The sequence below is a fragment of the Chryseobacterium piperi genome (assembly GCF_002285635.2).
Taxonomy (GTDB): Bacteria; Bacteroidota; Bacteroidia; order Flavobacteriales; family Weeksellaceae; genus Chryseobacterium; species Chryseobacterium piperi.
Window position 1 is genome coordinate 1,992,206 of sequence record NZ_CP023049.2, and the last position, 14,281, is coordinate 2,006,486.

Here is a 14,281-nt window from a genome sequence, read left to right on the forward strand (position 1 = left end):
ACAGCCTATCAATCTAATTTGATCATGAAAGGGAAAAATAAGTCTTTAAAAGCGAATATATTCTTCCGAAGAATGAGTAATTTTAACAAAAGTATTTTAATATTCAACGGACCAGATCAAGTCAATGAAAAAGATCAATCTCTATACCCTCACGTTTCTTGCAGTAAGTATTATTATTTTACTTATCAGTTTCCTTTCTTTTCGTTATCTATATTCATCTTCAAAAGAAAACATTTTTAACAGTAAGATTGAAGCCGGAAAAAGAGAGTCCAGAGAGATTGGTAAATTATTGGAATTGCAGCTCAAGCAAGGGCTCTCAAAAGATGCAGTCATTCAAAATCTACAGACCAGCATTGTGAATACAGATACCCAAAGTGGATTTATCTGTATGTATAATCAAAACGGAATTGAACTTTGTCATCCTAATCCGGCTTTCATCGGTTAGAAAATTGAGAAAAATAACTCAGGATTTACCTTTGATAACAAAAACCAAACGGATTTTATTGACCTATTAAATTCAGGAAAAATCAATTCCGGCATTAGGAGCTTTCCTAATAGTATGAACCGAAGTTCAGAGATCGTAAGCGTATATCCGGTGGAAGGAAGTGATTGGATGGTAGCTTCCCATGCCAATATCAGCATTATCGAACAGCAGATCTCAGATTTATACTTTCAATTCTTAATCGTCTTTATTATAGCCACTATTATTATTTTAGCCACTAGCTTTATCCTAATCCGTTTGATCTACAGAAAATATGAAGCCCAGACCAATGAACAAATCAGTAGCCTCAATACTGAAATCAATAACCTGACAGCTTTAAATACTCAACTCCATACTCTTCAGCAAAAATATCATGAAACACCTTCCTTCATACCTGAAAGCCTGATTACAGAAAGCTTCAGGAAAAGAATCACTACTTATCATAAAGATGAATTGATCTCTATTGAAACAATAGACATCGCTTATTTTTTCCTGGAAAATAACTCTGTATTTCTAATCACATTCAAAGGCCATCAGTACTCTATCAATTCAAGCCTTGACGAACTTATAAAACTATTGGATCCACAAATGTTTTATCGCGCCAACCGACAATTTATTATTAATATCAAAGCTATTGAGAGCATCCTTATATATGGGAAAAATCAATTAAGACTAATTGTACAGCCCATAAGTGATGAAACCATTCTTATCAGTAAAAATAAAGTAGCTGATTTCAAAAAGTGGATTGAGCAGTAATTGATTAAAGCAGCTCAATACTTAGAGCCTGTTTAAAAAAGTAATAATAAAAAATAGTAAGGGTTAAAAGTTGCATAAAAATTGTCATTTTAGAGTTGCAAAAGAAAAAAACATCAATGTATCCAACAGACTTAACCCAAACTCAGTGGCAATTTATAAAAAAAGCATTAGATTTTGATGACAGAAAACGAAAATATGATTTGGTTGTCATTTGGAATGCTATCAGTTATTTAGTAAAAACAGGCTGTCAATGGAGACTTTTACCTCATGATTTTCCCAAATGGCAATTGGTTTATTACTATTATTCAAAATGGTCAAATCTGGAGATTTTCGATTTATTATTATCAAAATTGAGAGAGGAAGTACGACGAAACAGGGGTCAGAAAGCGCAGGCAAGTTTAGGAATTATTGACAGTCAAAGTGTTCGTTGGGGAAATAACCGTTCACTCAATGGCTTTGACGGAGGTAAAAAAATAAAAGGAATCAAGAGACACGTTGTGGTAGACAAAAATGGTTTTTTGTTAGCCGTAATGGTAAGTGTAGCCAATGTTCATGACAGTAAGGCTGCATTGTTACTGATCAAAACACTGCGATATTTACTAATTCCGCTTCAGGTAATCCTGGCGGACGGAGGTTATAGAGGAGAGATTATTGAGGAAATAAGAATTAAGTTTAATTATATCATTCAGATCGTAATGCGGAGTGACAAAAAAGTAAAAGGGTTTGAGCCAATTCATAAACGATGGATTATAGAGCGTACATTTGCTTGGTTTGATAACGATAGAAGATTATGCAGAAATTATGAACTCTTAATGGAATCCTCTGAAAACATGGTCAAATTATCCGCCATAAAATTATTACTGAATAAAATTTAAACAGACTCTTAATATTTTTAAAATTCGAAATTATATTTTTTAGGAAAAGATTTAAAGTATAATGCAGAATCCTGCGGGTGATAAAGGTCAAACTCCTGATTTAGGCAGTGTATATAAATATTTTGTCTCCGTAAATAGTTGAGCAGTGAATCCAAATCACTTATTATGTCGAAGTCTGAAACAATAAGGGTATCCTGAGAGGATATAATTCCCATTTCAATTAAATTAACTACTTCATGTTGATTAATTTTCCCTTCTGATAAAGCCAGATATAATATTTTATCACATCCGATATTTTTAAACTTTTCTTCCTTGATATTCTCTAAATCACGTCTTGCACTAACGTCAATCAATCCTATTTTCATGGTACTCTAATTTTCTATTAAAAAATAAAAACCAAATCCAACATTATTCTTTTTAAAATTGAAAACTCGCACTCCAAAAGAGAATGTTGGATTGGTCAACTAAAAAATACTACTGTTTTAAAATTTCACTATTGTCTTCTTTAGGGCTCTCCGTATTCAGTATAGTCTGATCTACTTTGGCCAGCTTATTCTTAGTCGGAATTTTATAATTTACTGAAATACCGAAGCTTCTACTATCAAATCGATTATCTACATAAATAGGACTTGAAGTATTAATTGCTTTAAATGACATTCTGGTACTGTTAAAAATATCGTTGGCATATAAAGTAACCTGCAATCTATCGTGGTTGAACTTCTTACTCAAAGTTAGATCAACCCTATTTACAGTAGGTTTTGTCGATTGAAAATAATAGTAATTTCCTGTGGTTGAATACATAAATACAGGGGAAAATCTGATTCCCTTTGGTAGTATAAACTGTCCTGTTGCATTAAAAATCCAGATTCCCGTCTTATCCTGGATATCTTTTACATCCTGAAACTGATAACTGGCGTAGAAGTAAATAAAGTTAATCTTATCAGGATTGAACTTAAACTTTACAATATCACTAAAAGGTTTATTGAAAATGATAAACGGTAAAGGAAGTCCCATATTGAAAGTATGCTGCGTCAGACTATGCACATTAATATTGGTCTGCGAAAGTTTATAACCATCTCTTTCCATATACATCACCACCTGATCTTTAACATGACTTACATTATAGCTAAGAAATGCATAGTTAAAGGCACTGATCTTGGCTTCAAAATTATCATATATCGTAGGTTGTACGTTCGGATTTCCCATAATATCTACATTGGGAGACTGCAGAATCGTATTGTTAGGATTTAACTGTGAAGCATTGGGCAAGGATATTTTTTTATTATAGTTTAAATTAAAGTAAACTGACCTTGCAAAATCGTACTGCATACTTGCATTCGGAAACACTTTAAATTTTTTGAACGGAGTAAGGTCATTCCATTGAGGAGTCTGAAGGTTTAATGAAGATCCTGAAATATCATAATCCTCAGCCCTCGCCCCCAAAATAAAACTGAATTTTTTCAATTTTGCATTGACCTCAGCATATGCTGAAGCAGTTTGCCTCTGATAATTAAGGTTTTCAACACCCAAGTTATCAGTGGTGAAATCCATTTTTTCATAAAGTCCGCCTAAGCTTAACTTACCTTCGTCCAATAACTTTATCGGTTGGGAATAATCTACCCGTAAATTATAAAAGTTTTGCCTTGACCCATTAAATCCGGATTGAAAAAAGAAAGCCGGTTTTGTAAAGTTATTATATTGATCAAACTCGGTTTTATAATTTGAATAAACCAATCTAAAGTCGAGCTTTTGGTTTTTATCATTAAAACGCTTTTGATACGTTGCTGCTATTTCATTTCTATAGCTTTCATTCTTACTTTTCCCTGTATTAGCATAATCCCTTACTACCTTTTCAGGATTAGTATCGCTAATAGGCTGAGACGGGTCAAAATTTTCATTCTTATAAAAAGATATTCCGCTTCCCGTTAAGAGCGCATCATTATTGTTATTATAAAAATCATAATTAAGCAATAAACGGTCTTTTCCTAAGTCAAATGTCACAGCCGCTTTTGCAAAATAACCTCTGGAATACTTATCACTGAAATTATCCAGCAAATCATCCATTTTATTACTGCTAAAGCTTTCAGCATAGGTTTGACCTGCACTAAGCTGCCATCCGAATAATTTATTTCTGGAGTTCAGTACAATACTATTACTAAACCTATTTCTGAATTTATCATAATCGGTAAAACGATAACCTCCGGAATAGGTTGCTGTTAAATAGCTTCTGGCACTTTTAGCAACAATAATATTTAAAATAGCACCTCCCGAGGTTGCAGGAAACTCTGCTCCGGGTTGCGTAATAACCTCAATCCGGTCGATTGAGCTGGCCGGAAGCCCTTCAAGGAATGCAGTTAGGTTATTCCCTGAAATGTTGAGCGGTCTGCCATCCATATAAACAGCTAGCGGCTTGCCTTGGTACATCATTCCGGCAATATCAGTAACGACCATGCCCGGAAGCTTTTTCAATCCATCTAAAGATGTCCCTGAATTAAGGCTGGGCTGTTCCGAAAAATTAAAAATTGTTCGGTCAGCTTTTTGTTCTATTGCTTTTTGCGTTTTGGTAATATTTACTCCTTCAATTTCCTTATAATCTTTCTTTTCCTGTGCAAAAATAGATAATGAGGCTAGCAAGCTGATCGTAATAGCTGTTTTATTCATAGGTTATAGTTTCTCTTGTATTAAGAACTCTCCAGATATTTTCATATCCCCGTTATCAGTAATTTTATATTGTAATGTATCTCCGGTAATTTTATTGAATTTTACATCTCCATTTTTTTGTATTTCTATTACACAATGTTGTATAGTCAGTTTCTCCCGAGATGATATATCGCCATTCCCATCCAGTTTAAAAACTGAATGATTGATTGTAAAAGGGTTTTTAAAAATAAAATCACCATTCCCTGAAAGTTTAAAATCAAATTGATTCATATCCTTAGGTAAAAACACTTTGATGACGGGATAATCTTTATTACGATCGAAAAGTTTTACATAAATATTGGCGCGGATATTTTGGTATAATAATATATTACCGTTTTCTTCTTCAATTTTGAAGTTTCCTTTGGTTTTTTCATCTATTTCATATTTAACCGTATTGTCGTCAGAATTGAAAAACAGTACAGAAGCATTGCCTTGTAAAAAGCAGCCTTTATTGTTTAAATGAAATGTATTTTTATTGACGATATGATCATTAGTAAGTAGTACTGCAGCTAATATGATTAAGCCAATAACAACAAATGTGATCACAAATAATACTTTAGACATTTTTATTGGTTTTAAAAAAGGATAATAATCTAAGAATAAGGGTATAAAGAATAAATAGGTTTAGGATGAATTTTCCTAATATTAAAAGGTAATCAAAATCCATATGGGGTATGGTATGATAGAGGTTCCCAATCTTTATAATAAAAAAGCGCAGGAAGGTAAACAGCAAATAAAAAACCATGCTAAAATGGACGATACTGTATATGAATAAAAAATTATCAAATTTCACCCGGCCTCTCCATAACTCTATTAAATAGGTATAAGATCTTCTGTACAGATTCTTTAAATTAAAGTAATCTGATAAAACCCAATATCCATCATTTTTCAAAAACGGTAATAGTGAAAAGATAATGATCGCCAGATTGGCCTTTAAAAATAACACTATAAAATTGGGATCTCTGACAACAACACATACAATCATTGCAAAAACCAGCTGGTAGTATATTCCTGCCAGATTGACTACAACTCTTTTGATTTTATCCAGCGTCCATATCTTAGTCACGTTTGAATAAAAAACAGGAAATATAAAGAAGAAGCCAAAACCAATTTCACCCGGTTGTATCCCAAATTTTTTTGCTGCAGACGCATGACCGAATTCATGAAAGATTGAAGCAAAAAAGATCGACAAGTACAAATAAAATACTTCATATTTATTTGTAATTCTTAAATGTACTTTACTCGATATTGTACTGGTCTGAATGGCCACTACTGATAAAAATAAAGTGATCAGAAATAGAAAAAGAAGAAAAAAAGTTCGTTCTTTATTAGGCAATAAAAGCTTTAGTACATTGGTTATTTTATCAACATAGTTATGCCTAAAAATAGTAAATCTAAGAAAAATACCACCATAATTTTGTTTATCTGTTAAACTTAATTTATCTTCTATATTACTTAGTACGAAATCAAATTCTTCCTGATCCAGACTAAGATTTTCATATATTTTTTCACTATTGATTTCCTTTTCTTTTTTCAGGAAACTAATGACATTAAATATGTAATCATTGATTACAAAACATTTTCCCTTATACTCCATAATAAGTTCCTGCCCATTATTTGCCAGAGAAACATTATTAAAATTAATTTTGGAATTTTCAATAGTCTCCATTTTTTACCAAAATATTATTTTCGATTAGTAATTTTATAATGTTTTCACCCTTAAGTATTTCGTATACATCTTTAAGCTTTAGTTGTATTCCATCTTTAACAGCTAAATTTAAAAATTGACGAACCCTGTCTGATGCTCTGAAAATTTTAAAAGTAGAATATGCACAAATATGTATATAACCATCTGATTCCAGTATTTCAAAATTATTGTCATCTAATCTGTAAAGAGCTTCATCTTCCAAATTAATTTCCTGATCGTCCGCATCTTCGAAAGCAAATAATTTATACACTGTGTGGTAAGATTCCCATTGCTCAGGATGTTTAACCAAATACGTGCTGACAAATCTTTTCCATAGCCTATCCGTTACTTCCTGAGGAGTGATATCATCTGAAGGATAGATAGCTTCTTCAAAATTCAGAACGGCTTTATTATCCTGCCATGTACTAAAAATAGGAACTATCGGAACTTTTAATTTGAAAGCCAGCTGAACAATAGCACTCTTGGCATATAACTTTGCATTCAAAACATCACATACCTGAGCATTATTACTACGTCTGATATCTCCCAGACCCACTCCGGTGTCAATTAGAGAGAAAATACTTCCGCCATTCCTTAGGGTTTCTATTACTTTTCTCATTCCCGTAGGAGTATCTCCCAGTAATATATTTTCTTTATTAAAATTTAAATTCTCACTGGCTATTGTATAGGAAAATCGATCTAGCTTTTCCGTAGACAGTTTAGAGGCAACAAAGTTGATATCTACCCTTTTTCTTAAAAGAGTAATTGGAATATTAAAAAAGGGACCAAAATGAAATGATACATAAACAGCATTACTAATTGGCTTGATCTCATTGTGCAGAGTCGGATTCTCAAGAAAGATATCTTTGTTGATAGAATTATACTCTAAATACTTCTTTAAAACATCTTCAAATCTATCCTTGCCAAATATTTTCATGATAGATCCTTTTATTACAAAACTTACATACTCATTCATATTGATATAATTTAATTGACTGACGCCCTATTGCCTAAGGCGCCAGTCATAAAGGTTTTTTACTTTACTGATGAAGGTTTGCAGGTTCCATCACTGCCTGTACAGCAGTAATTGTCTCCTTCTAATTGTTCCTGGTCAGTTGAAATCAACTGAACCATTTCCAATCTTTCTTCCAGTTCAACCATTTGTAGTTTTGACTTTAGGTCATCTAGTTTGCTCATAATAAAAAATTTAAGTTGTTAAAAAATGTTTTACTTTACTGATGAAGGTTTACATGATGCATCACTTCCCGTGCAGCAGTAGTTATCTCCTTCTAATTGTTCCTGCTCTGCAGAGATTAGCTGAACCATTTCTAATCTTTCTTCCAGTTCAACCATTTGTAGTTTTGACTTTAAGTCCTCTAGTTTGTTCATAATAAAAAATTTAAGTTGTTAAACAATGTTTTACTTTGTTGATGAAGGTGTACATGATGAATCACTGCCTGTACAACAGTAGTTATCTCCTTCAAGTTGTTCCTGATCGGTTGAAATCAGCTGAACCATTTCTAATCTTTCTTCTAATTCAACCATTTGTAATTTTGACTTTAAGTCCTCTAGTTTGCTCATAATAAAAAAATTAAGTTGTTTATAATATTTATTTAAAAAATGAAACTTTCTTGTTTAGGCTAGCTCCTTTGTACGAATTTTAAATTCTTTGTTTTCGTCTAAGTTGTCCTGATAAAACTGTAAAAAGATTCTATCTTCAAAATTGGTTTTCATAGATGGACATGGATACATTCCCTCTTTCCATAGTTTTGGACATGCACCACCACATATTGGTAAAAGTTTGCAATCATAGCACGGCGTCTTTTTTTCCAGTATTTCATCATTCCAATTGGCAAAAGGCCGTTCACTCTTATCAATATTAGGATGAGAATGATCACTTAGATTTCCTATTCTGTATTCGTAATTATTTTCAGCATATACCGGAACCTGAGAAACTTCGGAACAGTTATAAACGTTACCTTCCGCATCAAACAATTCTGAGTTGTCATACAAGCTCATACATACGATATCCTTTCCGCGCTTAGGAACCGTTTGAACTCTTTTATTTTTCTCTATAAGTTTTAGTGCTACCTCAAGTTCAAATTTTGCAAATTCTTCACGGTTCAAGGTTTTCTTGTGGGCATCATTTCCCCATGAATGTAAAGGTGCTAAATAGAAGTTGACATACTTAAGAATGTTTTTTTCCTCCAGAATGTTGATAAGGTTTTCAGTGTCCTTATAGTTTTCCCCATCAATATTTGATCTGATATTGATGTTCACCCCAGAATTGGCAAATCTCTTATCATTAACGATATCTTCCAGATTTTTAAGAATCAGGTTGAAAGTTCTTTTTCCACTCTTCGTATACCTTCTATCATCGTGAAATTCAGCAGTACCATCAAGAGTAACTTCAAAACTCGAAATCTTATAATTCAGAAATAGATCATAAAATATTTCTTTTTTAAGACTTAACCCGTTAGTGACCATTTTAGCTGTATAGTCAATTGACTTTGATTCAGTAAGAGCGATTAATCTTTTACTCATTTTCTTTAGCTGAGACAGCCCCATTAAAGGCTCTCCTCCAAACCATGAAATACCAAGTGTCTTGTAATCCTTCTTAGAGAGATTATGCACTATTCTATTAAATATTTTTTCGTCAACATTCTTATTGGTAATGTTTTTATTATTATGAACCTGGCCACAATAATCACAACCTAATTGGCAGTTAGCAGAAGGCTGAATTACTTGATATAAAAGATCATCATCATTTATAAAAGACTTAAATCTGTTAATAACTTCTTGTAGTTCATTAATATGAGCAGGTCTCACAAACTCATATTCGATCAATTTTTGGAAAATATCAGAATCTACATCTTCAAATTCCTCATTCTGAATTTTGATGGCCATATCCTTTTCTATAGCTAATATCTTATTAGTTATTGTAGAATATGCTAAAGTGTATTTTGAACAGATAATATTTTTTGAAAAAAATACGTACTTGGAAATTTTATAAATATCGTTCATGATAAAGTAAATTCAGTTACATTAATTTTAATTAGTAGTAAAATGTCTCAAGCGACGAGATGAAGTAATTACTATTTTCTTTGTTTAAGATTCTGGTAAAACACCTTTTTGTTTTTGTACTGTACACATACAAAAAATCTGTGCTTTTCGTTGGAACAAATATGATCATCTTCCATTTACAGGACAATTAAAGCCTATCGGAATTGATTAATTCCGAATGGTCAGCATGCGAAATTAATTAATCAAGGTTTATAAAAAACATATTAAAATACTGGATTTAAACCAATTACAAACATTTCTTTATTTTATGATAAAAATGAGCAGAAAATTGTAATATTGCAGTTCAAAAAAATTCATGCAAAGAAATTTCTTCTTTTTATTATTAAGTATATGTAGCTGCTTATGTTTTACCCAGAGTAAAAAAAAATTCCATATACCAGATTCATTAAAAACAAAAGATTTTCAGCTTCTAGAAGAGTCTTTCAACAAGACACTCAGAGTGGATAAGAAGAAAGCGGAAGTCTATGCTAATACATTTTTAATAAAAGCCAAAGAAAATAAAAATCTCTCTAGAACTTCTAATGGGTATTTAATGTTGCATAGGTCAATTAATGATAACACATCCTTATTGTACCTGGATAGTATGATGGTTATTGCCAAGAAAATAAATCGTTCCGATTATTTGTCTGATGGCTATATGTATAAGGGAAATTATTATTATTTAAAAGGAAAGTTCTCTGAATCTTTAACAAATTATCTAACAGCTAGGGACTATGCTGAAAATGATAGTGAAACTTATCACATTTTAAATTTTAATATTGGATTATTAAAACTTGAGCTTGAACAATACCAACAGGCAATTCAATTGTTTTTAAGCTATAAACAATATTTAGAAAAAAATAATTTAACTAATAAAATGGCTTACCAAAGCTGTATATATGCATTAGCTTATGCTTATAGTAAAATTAATCAGCTTAATTCTTCAGATGAATATGTTAAAATAGGATTAGAAAAGAATAACGAAGTAGACTTTGCTGAAATTAAATCTAGCTTACTGCTTGTATCAGGTATCAATGCTTATAAAAGACAAAACTATAAGAAAGCTCTAAGGGATTTAAACAATGTTTCTAAATTAATTAAAGATAATTCTTATAATCCACAGAATTTAGCTATTAGCCAATATTATATAGGAAAGATTCTATATCAAACAAATGATAACAATTTCTTAGATAAATTTAAAACTGTAGATTCAATTGTCATCAGTACCAAAAGTCTTACCTCTGAATTAAGAGATGCTTACCCCATCTTAATTGATTATTTTAAAAAAAATGGGGATAAAGAAAAACAGTTATTTTATATAGAACATTTATTGACTGTAGACAGCATTTTAAATAAAAATAATCTTTTCTTATCTGCTGAAATCCATAAAAACTACGACACTCCTAATCTACTCAAGGAAAAGGAAAGCCTGATTTCTGATTTAAATTCAAGAAGTTATACCTTATTGGGAATTATCATAGTAAGTGGTTTAATTATTATCTGCTTATTATATCTATATATAGAAAACAGGAAGAAAGTCAAATCATATCGCCGCAAGGCAGACTTACTTACCCAAGTCCCTGCAATTAGCACTATTAATGAAATTTCAGATCCAGTCATCATAGATGTAGAGATTCCAAAAGAAAAGACAAAGGCAATCTTATCGGATGATAAACTCAAACAATTAAGTATTCAATTAGAAGCATTTGAAAATGAAAATCGTTTTTTAGACAAGAAAATTAATTTGGATATTTTATCGAAAGAATTAAATACCAATAGAGTTTATCTTTCAAAATCAGTTAATGAACTAAAAGGACAAAACTTTCCTCAATATTTAAATCAACTTAGAATTGAATATATCGTTAATAATTTAAAAGAGAATAAAATACTTCGGAAGCATACAATAGCAGCAATCGCTGATGAAGCAGGATACAATAATGCAGAGTCATTTACCAATGCCTTCAAAAAAATAACAGGAACTTTACCATCTTATTTTATAAAAGCTCTACAAGAAAGCACCAACAAATAAACCTCTGAAAACAAACAGATTACTGTTAAAATAATTCGAAATTTATAAATTTCGGCATCTCTTTCTTTGAAAAAGAACACATTTCTTTCTTTCTTTGCACATCATAAAAAAGTAATTAATTATATCATGAAACAAAAAAAACAAACAGAAAAAAAGTTATCATTAAACAAATTACAAATGACAAAAGTTACAAATCTTAGGTCAATTGTAGGAGGAGCTGGTCATGAAGAACAACTCGAAGGGGGCAATGATAATACAATAACCTTCCCAACAGATAAATTAAATAAATAATGGATAAAATAAATTTAAGTTTTACCTGGGCTTTTGTTTTTATGATTGTAATGATTAATGCTCAAAAGACTAACCTGGCTCCGTCAAAATCAGAAACCAATGAATATTTTGGAATTAAAGTAGTTGACAAATATAGGAATCTGGAAAACTTAAATGATTTATCAACATCTGATTGGATGAAAGATCAAACGAATTATTCTTTATCTGTATTAAGTAATATACCCAATAGGCAATATTTTATAGACAAAAGATTAGAGTTTGATAAGAGAAAATCATTTTCTGTAACCAATATTAATGTTACGGAAAATGATCTTCATTTCTATTTAAAAGTAAAGCCGGGAGAAAAGGTAGCCAAACTATTTTACAGAAAAGCTTTTAACGGTCAGGAAATTGAAATCTTTGACCCGGAAAGCTTTAAAACTGAGCTCAAAAAAAATTATCAGATTAATTACATTAAGCCTAATTATGATGGCTCTAAAATTGCGATCGCTTTAACGGAAAATGGAAAGGAAATTTCAGAAATGATCATTTATGATTTACAGCTAAAGAAAATCCTTCCTGAGATCATTACTCATTGCTGGCCATCGGATGGGCCCGGCATTTCATGGCTTCCGGATAACAAGAGTTTTATATATCTTTATTATCCTGATATTGATCCGAAGTCTGCATACTTTTTAAAGAACATGCAATCTGTTATATTTAAAATTGGAAATGATCCTGAAAAAAGAGATGTTGTATTCTCTAAAATCAATAATCCGGAGTTGAAAATAAATTCTGAAGATTTCCCCAACGTCATTTTACCTTCAAAATATTCCAGATACCTGATTGGTCAGATATCCGGAGCATCAAGATTTAAGGACACTTACTACTTACCTCTAAATGAGGTCAGTCAAAATAAATGGGAATTATTATTCAGTAAAGAAGATAAAATAAGAGATTTCATCATCAAAGATGATAATATTATCTATATTTCTGAAAAAAATGGCAACAATTCAATTTACAGCACATCCTTAAAAAAACCTGATTTTAAAAAGCCTGTATTATTGATTCCAAGCATAGACAATGAAACGATTAATGGGGTATATGCCATTAAAGAAGGTTTTGTTTTCAATACGTCAAAAAATGGTGTGGAAGCCAAGCTATATTCCTATATCAACAATAAAACTGGATCTATAAAACTACCTATTCCTGCTGGATACATTGCTGTAACTACTCAGGATATTTTTTCAAACAACTTCTCGGTCGTTTGTAGTGGATGGAAAAATGAACCAGAAAGATTTCAGTATAATTTTAGGGAAAAAAGATTTATCGCTGAAAATCTTTCTCCCACTATCCAATATCCGGAATTTAAAGATCTTGTTGTTGAAGAGATTACAGTAAAGTCACATGATGGGCAAGATATTCCTTTATCCCTCATCTATAGAAAAGACATTAATAAAAATGGAAGTAATCCTACTTTTATAGATGCCTATGGTGCCTATGGAATAAGCTACAGACCTTACTTTTCTAAAACATATCTTCTGTGGGCATTACAAGGAGGTGTTATGGCAATCGCCCATGTAAGAGGTGGTGGAGAAAAAGGAGAAAAATGGCATGAAGGCGGATTCAAAGAAACCAAACCTAACTCATGGAAAGATCTGATTTCTTGTGCAGAATATATGATTGAGAAAGGTTTTACCTCTAAAGAAAAATTAGCGGTCTGGGGAGCAAGTGCCGGAGGAATCACGATTGGAAGAGCGATAACTGAACGTCCGGATTTATTTAAAGCTGCAGTTATCGATGCCGGTGTTGTCAACTCTATCAGAATGGAAGCTACTCCGAATGGTCTAAATAATGCTAAAGAATTTGGAACTTTAAGTATTGAATCAGAATTCAAGGCATTATTAGAAATGGATGCCTATCAGCACGTTAAAAAAGGAGAAAAATATCCTGCCACTTTAATTACTTCCGGAATCAATGATCCGAGAGTTTCTACATGGATGCCTACAAAGTTTGCAGCTAAATTATTGGAAAATAACGCTTCAACTAATCCTACCCTTTTGAAAATAGACTATGAAGGAGGCCACGGTGGAGATATTCTTATTGCGCAACAGTATGCTAATTTAGCAGATACGCTTGCTTTTGTTTTCTGGCAACTGGGACATCCAGATTACCAGCCCGTGAAAAAATAATAAGGATAGTCTTGTAATTATTAAAAGTATAATTTTGACTTTATAAAATATTAAGATGCTGTAAGACATATGTTTTACAGCATCTTTTATGAACTTGAAAATATTTTAAAAATCTGGTTGAAGAATATAACAGTACAAAATAATCCTTCTTTTTCTGGCTCATTTAAATTGGTATATCCTCCAACATATAATATTCATTCTACTCTCATTTTTTATTGCTTCAATGGA

Annotated in this window: 15 protein-coding genes; 6 read left to right on the forward strand and 9 right to left on the reverse strand. The window is 31.6% G+C overall.

The features are described 5' to 3' along the window. The first annotated feature begins 124 nt into the window (after nt 1-124). From CJF12_RS20170 to CJF12_RS08660, 3 genes are all read left to right on the forward strand, one after another. Nucleotides 125-445, forward strand: coding sequence for a hypothetical protein (locus tag CJF12_RS20170; protein ID WP_228379135.1), 321 nt, complete (start codon nt 125-127; stop codon nt 443-445). Between the two features lie 114 nt (nt 446-559). After that, nucleotides 560-1,237, forward strand: a complete 678-nt coding sequence (locus tag CJF12_RS20175; protein ID WP_228379134.1) for a LytR/AlgR family response regulator transcription factor — start codon at nt 560-562, stop codon at nt 1,235-1,237. A 116-nt stretch (nt 1,238-1,353) separates the two neighbouring features. After that, nucleotides 1,354-2,112, forward strand: coding sequence for an IS5 family transposase (locus tag CJF12_RS08660; RefSeq protein WP_095591055.1), 759 nt, complete (start codon nt 1,354-1,356; stop codon nt 2,110-2,112). Nucleotides 2,113-2,129: 17 nt separating this feature from the next. Here the strand turns inward: CJF12_RS08660 and CJF12_RS08665 are convergent, their stop codons facing one another. The 9 genes from CJF12_RS08665 to CJF12_RS08690 form a co-directional block, all read right to left on the reverse strand. Continuing rightward, complete coding sequence (locus tag CJF12_RS08665; RefSeq protein ID WP_034682239.1) at nt 2,130-2,477, reverse strand: recombinase family protein; 348 nt, start codon at nt 2,475-2,477, stop codon at nt 2,130-2,132. Nucleotides 2,478-2,586: 109 nt separating this feature from the next. Then, the gene (locus CJF12_RS08670) at nt 2,587-4,773 is read right to left on the reverse strand and encodes an outer membrane beta-barrel protein (protein ID WP_034682240.1); all 2,187 of its coding nucleotides are present in this window, start codon (nt 4,771-4,773) and stop codon (nt 2,587-2,589) included. 3 nt (nt 4,774-4,776) lie between these two features. Next, nucleotides 4,777-5,376, reverse strand: coding sequence for a DUF2807 domain-containing protein (locus CJF12_RS08675; protein ID WP_034682241.1), 600 nt, complete (start codon nt 5,374-5,376; stop codon nt 4,777-4,779). Beyond that, nucleotides 5,369-6,481: a zinc metalloprotease gene (locus CJF12_RS08680; protein WP_051887197.1), complete on the reverse strand. Its 1,113-nt coding sequence runs from the start codon at nt 6,479-6,481 to the stop codon at nt 5,369-5,371. Before CJF12_RS08680 ends, CJF12_RS08675 begins: the two co-directional genes overlap by 8 nt. Next, complete coding sequence (locus CJF12_RS08685; protein WP_131329501.1) at nt 6,468-7,475, reverse strand: LpxL/LpxP family acyltransferase; 1,008 nt, start codon at nt 7,473-7,475, stop codon at nt 6,468-6,470. The genes CJF12_RS08680 and CJF12_RS08685 overlap by 14 nt, the downstream gene beginning before the upstream one ends. 59 nt (nt 7,476-7,534) lie before the next feature. After that, nucleotides 7,535-7,696, reverse strand: coding sequence for a hypothetical protein (locus CJF12_RS19895; protein WP_157759848.1), 162 nt, complete (start codon nt 7,694-7,696; stop codon nt 7,535-7,537). A 30-nt stretch (nt 7,697-7,726) separates the two neighbouring features. Continuing rightward, on the reverse strand, nt 7,727-7,888 hold the full coding sequence (locus tag CJF12_RS19900) for a hypothetical protein (RefSeq protein WP_157759849.1): 162 nt from the start codon (nt 7,886-7,888) through the stop codon (nt 7,727-7,729). Nucleotides 7,889-7,918: 30 nt separating this feature from the next. Next, entirely contained in the window at nt 7,919-8,080 is a 162-nt protein-coding gene (locus CJF12_RS19905; RefSeq protein WP_157759850.1) for a hypothetical protein, read from the reverse strand. Nucleotides 8,081-8,134: 54 nt separating this feature from the next. Continuing rightward, nucleotides 8,135-9,523: a radical SAM/SPASM domain-containing protein gene (locus CJF12_RS08690; RefSeq protein WP_051887198.1), complete on the reverse strand. Its 1,389-nt coding sequence runs from the start codon at nt 9,521-9,523 to the stop codon at nt 8,135-8,137. A 355-nt stretch (nt 9,524-9,878) separates the two neighbouring features. Between CJF12_RS08690 and CJF12_RS08695 the strand changes: the two genes are divergently transcribed. From CJF12_RS08695 to CJF12_RS08700, 3 genes are all read left to right on the forward strand, one after another. Further along, nucleotides 9,879-11,591, forward strand: a complete 1,713-nt coding sequence (locus CJF12_RS08695) for a helix-turn-helix domain-containing protein (protein WP_034682245.1) — start codon at nt 9,879-9,881, stop codon at nt 11,589-11,591. A 126-nt stretch (nt 11,592-11,717) separates the two neighbouring features. Beyond that, nucleotides 11,718-11,882, forward strand: coding sequence for a hypothetical protein (locus tag CJF12_RS19910; protein WP_157759851.1), 165 nt, complete (start codon nt 11,718-11,720; stop codon nt 11,880-11,882). Beyond that, nucleotides 11,882-14,053 (forward strand): prolyl oligopeptidase family serine peptidase, encoded by a 2,172-nt coding sequence (locus tag CJF12_RS08700; protein ID WP_034682247.1) that lies wholly within the window; start codon nt 11,882-11,884, stop codon nt 14,051-14,053. The genes CJF12_RS19910 and CJF12_RS08700 overlap by 1 nt, the downstream gene beginning before the upstream one ends. The last annotated feature ends 228 nt before the right edge of the window (nt 14,054-14,281 follow it).

What these genes read in the sequence shown, in the direction of transcription:
- CJF12_RS08685 (WP_131329501.1), bottom strand. Translation starts at nt 7,475, where the DNA reads ATGAATGAGTATGTAAGTTTTGTAATAAAAGGATCTATCATGAAAATA.
- CJF12_RS08675 (WP_034682241.1), bottom strand. Translation starts at nt 5,376, where the DNA reads ATGTCTAAAGTATTATTTGTGATCACATTTGTTGTTATTGGCTTAATC.
- CJF12_RS08680 (WP_051887197.1), bottom strand. Translation starts at nt 6,481, where the DNA reads ATGGAGACTATTGAAAATTCCAAAATTAATTTTAATAATGTTTCTCTG.
- CJF12_RS19900 (WP_157759849.1), bottom strand. Translation starts at nt 7,888, where the DNA reads ATGAACAAACTAGAGGACTTAAAGTCAAAACTACAAATGGTTGAACTG.
- CJF12_RS08665 (WP_034682239.1), bottom strand. Translation starts at nt 2,477, where the DNA reads ATGAAAATAGGATTGATTGACGTTAGTGCAAGACGTGATTTAGAGAAT.
- CJF12_RS19895 (WP_157759848.1), bottom strand. Translation starts at nt 7,696, where the DNA reads ATGAGCAAACTAGATGACCTAAAGTCAAAACTACAAATGGTTGAACTG.
- CJF12_RS20175 (WP_228379134.1), top strand. Translation starts at nt 560, where the DNA reads ATGAACCGAAGTTCAGAGATCGTAAGCGTATATCCGGTGGAAGGAAGT.
- CJF12_RS08695 (WP_034682245.1), top strand. Translation starts at nt 9,879, where the DNA reads ATGCAAAGAAATTTCTTCTTTTTATTATTAAGTATATGTAGCTGCTTA.
- CJF12_RS20170 (WP_228379135.1), top strand. Translation starts at nt 125, where the DNA reads ATGAAAAAGATCAATCTCTATACCCTCACGTTTCTTGCAGTAAGTATT.
- CJF12_RS08660 (WP_095591055.1), top strand. Translation starts at nt 1,354, where the DNA reads ATGTATCCAACAGACTTAACCCAAACTCAGTGGCAATTTATAAAAAAA.
- CJF12_RS19905 (WP_157759850.1), bottom strand. Translation starts at nt 8,080, where the DNA reads ATGAGCAAACTAGAGGACTTAAAGTCAAAATTACAAATGGTTGAATTA.
- CJF12_RS19910 (WP_157759851.1), top strand. Translation starts at nt 11,718, where the DNA reads ATGAAACAAAAAAAACAAACAGAAAAAAAGTTATCATTAAACAAATTA.
- CJF12_RS08690 (WP_051887198.1), bottom strand. Translation starts at nt 9,523, where the DNA reads ATGAACGATATTTATAAAATTTCCAAGTACGTATTTTTTTCAAAAAAT.
- CJF12_RS08670 (WP_034682240.1), bottom strand. Translation starts at nt 4,773, where the DNA reads ATGAATAAAACAGCTATTACGATCAGCTTGCTAGCCTCATTATCTATT.
- CJF12_RS08700 (WP_034682247.1), top strand. Translation starts at nt 11,882, where the DNA reads ATGGATAAAATAAATTTAAGTTTTACCTGGGCTTTTGTTTTTATGATT.